The 5,474-nt window shown below is 61.5% G+C and carries 2 protein-coding genes; both read left to right on the top strand.

The genetic code is table 11. The features are described 5' to 3' along the window. The coding region (locus AAFO90_RS23805) for a hypothetical protein (RefSeq protein WP_347511036.1) at positions 1-1,419 on the top strand (1,419 nt) is incomplete at its 5' end. A gap of 4 nt (positions 1,420-1,423) precedes the next feature. Continuing rightward, the gene (locus AAFO90_RS23800) at positions 1,424-5,413 is read left to right on the top strand and encodes an N-6 DNA methylase (protein ID WP_347511035.1); all 3,990 of its coding nucleotides are present in this window, start codon (positions 1,424-1,426) and stop codon (positions 5,411-5,413) included. Positions 5,414-5,474 lie beyond the last annotated feature (61 nt).

Below are 5,474 nucleotides of genomic sequence, written 5' to 3'. Positions count from 1 at the left end.
ACGGCTGGGAAACCCTCTCTCAGCCCCTCGAACCCATGCCCCTTGACCTCGCAGCCTAAAACACCGACCCTTCACATGCCCGGAGCGCGCCGCCAGGGAATTTCCACAGCATTCGCGACACGACCTCGCCCGCCGCTGATCACCTATTTCGTGGGTGAGAGCACACATCCTAAGGTGCGGCAGATGTGGGTCCTGGAAAAGCTGGTCGAAAAAGATGAAGCCGCCCAGTCCGGGGTTGGAGACCCGGCCGTTTTCCTCGGGAAAGGCGACGCTGACGAGGAAGAGGCTGTCGTCGCGGAAGCTGTCTCAGCCGGGATCGGCGCAGATGCGTTCGACGCCCAGATGAAAGCCCGCGCGGACGAGGCGAAGACACAGATGACTCTCGATGACGAGTTCGCGGCCCTCTTCGGGGACTACGCAGCCCCAGCCGAGACAAAGGCGGATGGAGACACCGCCACCGAGGGCGCGCCGCCGCGGCTCTTCCCGGATACCTTCAGTTATGCGGCCGCGATGATCGGCCGGTTGTCTCGCGCCGAAGAGCGGGCCTTCCCGTCTGCGCCTGACATTTCCCTGGGGGATCGAACGATCCGGATCGCAATCCCGGATGACATGCGGGCCCGGGATGGTTTCGGATATGCGAGCGAGGGCGCGGTCGATGGTCGTTTCATGCCCGAAGAGGCGGTCGGCGCCGGGGACCGGGTCGAGTTGACCGATCAGGCGCAGGTGATCAACCGGGCGATCGATCATGCGAAGATGCAGGAACGGTCCTGGCCGACCGTGCAGTACCTCTGGGATGGTCACCCGATCCTCGAATGGTTCGCGGACCGGGCCAGCACCTTTTTCCCAGAGCATTCCGCTCCGGTCGCGCCCCTGAGTGCTCTCTCCAAGGGAGAGGTCGCGGTCGTGATGCATGGTGCGATCCCGAACGCGAACGGTGCCCCGGTTGTCGACCGGTGGGCTGTCGTGATCCAGGAGGCGGACGGGGATATCCATATCGAAGAGGTACCGGACTTCATCGCTCGGGTCCGTCTTGCACAGGATACCCCTGGTCGTCCGGTGGAGGATCTGGGCCCTGCGCAGGCTGCGATCAAAACCGCTGTGGACCGGTTCCAGACCCATCTGCGCGGGCTCGGGAGAGAACGCGCAGCCCTGATCCAGCAGGATCTTGACGCGGTCCTGACCCGGCTCGGGGAGCTGGAGGGCAGGTTCCAGGCCCAGCTGACGTTCGATCTCGGTGAGGCAGCGGAGTCGACTGAGGGTCTCAGCGCCCCTGAAAAGAGGCGGCTGACGATCCGGCGCGCGAAAGAGAAGAAGATCGAGGCCTTGTTCAAGGACTGGACAGAGTGGTTTGAGCGGACCCGCCTGATGGTGGATGACCCCAACCCCTATGTCGATGTCAAAGCGGTATTTGTGGGGTGAGCGGATGGATCTGATCGGTATTGAAAACGAAGCCGAGTTCTTCCCGTCCGGGACGCTTTCAGATGTTCTGAAGGAAGAGCTTTCCGACATCACTGCGCGGTGGGCGGGCCTTGAGAAGTCAGCACATCCGATTGAGCGGTTGTCCCGGGTTGCCACCTCGAGCATCGAAGGCCTTCGACAGATCCGGAACAGTTCGGACCCGGAACGCAGGACCGAACTGACCCGGGAGATGCACCACGCCCTGTTGGGCGCACTCGGGTATGCCTGGAAACGCGATGCCGCGTTCACCGCGCTCACAGGTGCACCGGTTATTCCACTGATCTCCCGGGTGGCGGACGCAGCCGGTCGGGATGCGCTCTGGATCATTGAGTCGCCCCTTCCGGACGCCGAGGACGAGGCGGCGGATCCGCTCGGGGCGTGTTTTGCGCCGGAGCAGTTTCCCGCCGATGCAGGCGAAACGGCGCTTTTGGACCGGACGATCGAGTCCATTTTGGCAGAAGGGGTGTTCGAACTTGCCGACGGACCGCGCCATGTTCTTGTCCTCGGCCTTTCGCAGATCGTGCTGATCGACAAGAGGAAATGGCCGGCCCGGTCTGTCCTCCGGTTCGATCTTCAGGAAATTTTCGCCCGCTCGGACCGGGACACGCTGACCGTGATGGCCTGCCTGATCTCGCGGGAGGCCCGGGTGCCGGACCAGGGTGCGCCGATCTCGGATCGGCTCGAAGAAGAGGCGCAGCGGAACGCCAATGCCGTCACCACCTCGCTGAAGCGGACCGTCCGGGACGCTATTGAGCTTCTGGGTCAAGAGGTTCTCGACGTCACCGGTGGGACACACAAGGGAGTCTGGATCGACGGGCCGGAGCTGTCGCGCGAATGCCTGCGCTACATGTACCGGATGCTGTTCCTGTTCTACGCTGAGGCGAACCCACGGCTGAATCTGCTGGACCTGAAGAACCCGATCTATGCGACAGGTTATTCCCTGGAAACGCTGCGCGATCTGGAGTCGGTGCCCCTGCGCACCACGGCGGACCGGGAGGGGACCTTTCTGTGGGAAAGCCTCCAGCGGACGCTGACGCTTCTCTACACCGGGCTTGATCTCGCCGACGAGGAAAAGGGCAGCGGGCTGCGCCTGCCGTCGGTGAAGGTATCCCTTCTCGACCCGGCGAGCACACCGCTTCTGAACGGGCTGATGCTGCGCAACGAGGCGATCCAGAAGGTGATCCGGCTCCTCTCGCTCCGGTCCACCGGCAAGAGCACGGGCCGGATCTCCTATGCGAAGCTCGGGATCGGTCAGCTCGGCGCGGTTTATGAAACGCTTATTTCTTTCACGGGGGTCGTCGCAAAGACAGACCTCATCGAGTTGAAACCTCGAAAGGGCCGGTCGAATGACGCGGCCGAGGGCGGCGAAGAGGCGGACACCCCGGATCCGGAGGATGATGTCGAGGAAGATCTGTTCGGGGACGACGACACGGAGCAGGAAGATACCTTCCGCCGCGACAAGGTTGATCCGCTTGCTCCGAGTTGGTTCGTGCCTCGTAACCGGATCGGCGAATTCGCCCCGGAAGAGATCGTGTTCAACGGGTCAGAGGCGCTGATCTATCCGAAGGGCACCTTCATCTACCGCCTCGCGGGCCGGGACCGGGAGAAATCCGCTTCTTATTACACGCCGGAACCGCTCGCTCGGCTTCTCGTGAAGCATGCGCTCATGGAGCGGTGCCGGGACCTGACCGCGGACGAGCTTCTGGACCTGAAGATCCTCGAACCTGCGATGGGATCCGCCGCCTTCCTGGTTGAAACCACGAACCAGCTCGCCGACCTCTATCTCGAGCGGAAACAGAAGGAGACCGGCCAGACGATCCCGCAGGACCGCATCGTGGTCGAGAAACAGCGGGTCCGGGCCTATATCGCGGACCGGAACTGCTTCGGGGTCGACCTCAACCCGATCGCCGTGGAACTCGGGGCGATCTCGCTCTGGTTGAACAGCCTGCACGCGAGCGACTTTTCCCCATGGTTCGGAGATCAGCTTCATGCCGGGAACTCCCTGATCGGGGCACGGCGGGCAGCCTATGCGCCCTCTCTTCTCAATGCCAAATCCCAGAAGGACCTCTGGCTCACCGCCAAACCGGACGAGATCGGCTGGCGCAAGCGCTTGCCGGAAAACCACGTCTGGCAGTGGCTGCTCCCCGCCAAGGACATGGCGAACTTCGACAAGGACAAGTCGATCGCCCCCTTCGCGGGTGATGCGCAGGACTGGATCAAGGCCTGGCGGAAGGACGGCTTCTTCAAGAAGCTCGAACCCCACGAGGTCAAGCTGGTCCAGAAACTCAGCCGGGTCGCCGAGGCGCTGTTCGATCAGGTGGCGGAGGATCTCGCCAAGACCCGGACCGCGGCGAATGACGCGATCACGCTCTGGCCGGACAAGGTCATCGCTGGGAACAAGGGCCTCGACTTCCACGCCAAGGAGAAGCTGAACGCGCACCTGATCGGGGCCGATCACGCCACGAACACGCTCCCTTACAAGCGGTTGAAGACTGCGATGGATGCGTGGTGCGCCCTCTGGCTCTGGCCGCTGGACAAGGCGGACCTGTTGCCGAGCCGGGCGGAGTTCCTTCAGGGCATGGCGATGATCCTGGAGGGCGGGTTCACGTCTGACGGATCACTGGCTGCCCCCAGCATGGACGAGTTCGCCGATCCGGCCCCGGACTTCCTTGATCTGATGGAGCCGGACGCGCCCGCGCGGGACCTGTTCAAGGCCGCCGCCAAGCGGCAGGACGGGTTGTTCCGGGAAACGAATGTCGAGGCGTTGATCGAGACCTTCGACTGGCTCGGTGTCGCGGTCGAGTTGGCAGAGCGCGAGCGGTTCGTGCATTTCGACCTGATCTTCGCTGACGTGATGAAGGCGCGGGGCGGGTTTGACGTGATCGTCGGGAACCCGCCCTGGGCAAAGCCGTCGTGGAACGAGGGGCTTGTGCTGGCGGATATCGACCCACTTCATGCGGGGCTGTCTGCGTCAGACGCGAAGAAGGTCCTGCCCGAGGCGCTGCCGAAGGCGCCGCCCGTGCGGCGCGATGGGCGGACGGTTCCGGCGGTGGACGCCTTCCTTCAGGACTTCGTCTCTACCCGGGGGGCGATGGAGGTGACATCTTCCGAGGTGATGAACCCTTTCGCCGGGGGTGGATCGAACAACCTCTATCGCTGCTTCATCGACCTGTCGTTCCGGCTGGTCGCGCCGCAGGGCTATGCGGCGCTGATCCATCAGGACGGGCATCTGGGAGACCCGAAGTCTGGGGCGTTCCGGCGGCACTGGTATGCGCGGATCGCGAAGCACTTTGAGTTTGTTAATCGCATGAAAGAAAAGAACTTTTCAGAAGTTCATCACCACACACATTTCAGCTTGAATGTCTACCGTGGTTCAGTCGTACCAATAAACTTTGTCCAGTTCACCGCAGCTCTTTCTGCTAATCAGGTTGACGACTCTTTCTCCCACGATGGGCTGGGAGAAATTCCAGGAGTTAAGGGTAAAGACGGGAGATGGGATACCCGAGGTCATTTCGGTCGCCTTATGGAGGTGAATGAAAAAGTACTTCGTGCGATTGGGAACCTGATTGAGGGAGAGGAAGTTCCGGCTGCTGAAACTCGGTTCCTACAGCCATATTCGCGGAAGACCCAAGAGGTCATCGAAAAAATATCAGGTTCAAAAAATCTGGGCGTCTTGCCGAGGAATTCTTGGCAGATGAATCGTCTATGGGATGAAACCAATGCTCAGAAAGATGGGACTATTAAGAGAGAATCGGCATTTCGTGAAGCCGCCAATGCGATTATCCAAGGCCCTCTTTTTCACGTCGGGTCTCCGTTCTACAAATCTGCGAAGCGAAATAGCAAAAAAAACTCTGATTATGATACAGTTGATTTAACGATCATAAGCTGTGGAACGTCTGAACAACGTCTTCGGCTGCGCCGATGTTGCCGCTTGAGGGCAGTTTGGGGCGGTTGAGGCGTCATTTCCAGCGATTTTCGCCCCGTATTGGCCGCCTGAGCGGCGGTTTGGCCGATTT

The organism is Phaeobacter sp. CAU 1743 (genome assembly GCF_039839315.1).
Lineage (GTDB): Bacteria > Pseudomonadota > Alphaproteobacteria > Rhodobacterales > Rhodobacteraceae > Phycobacter > Phycobacter gallaeciensis_A.
The sequence above is the reverse complement of the archived record's forward strand: the minus strand, read 5'-3'. Positions and strand labels throughout refer to the sequence as shown.

What these genes read in the sequence shown, in the direction of transcription:
- AAFO90_RS23800 (WP_347511035.1), top strand. Translation starts at nt 1,424, where the DNA reads ATGGATCTGATCGGTATTGAAAACGAAGCCGAGTTCTTCCCGTCCGGG.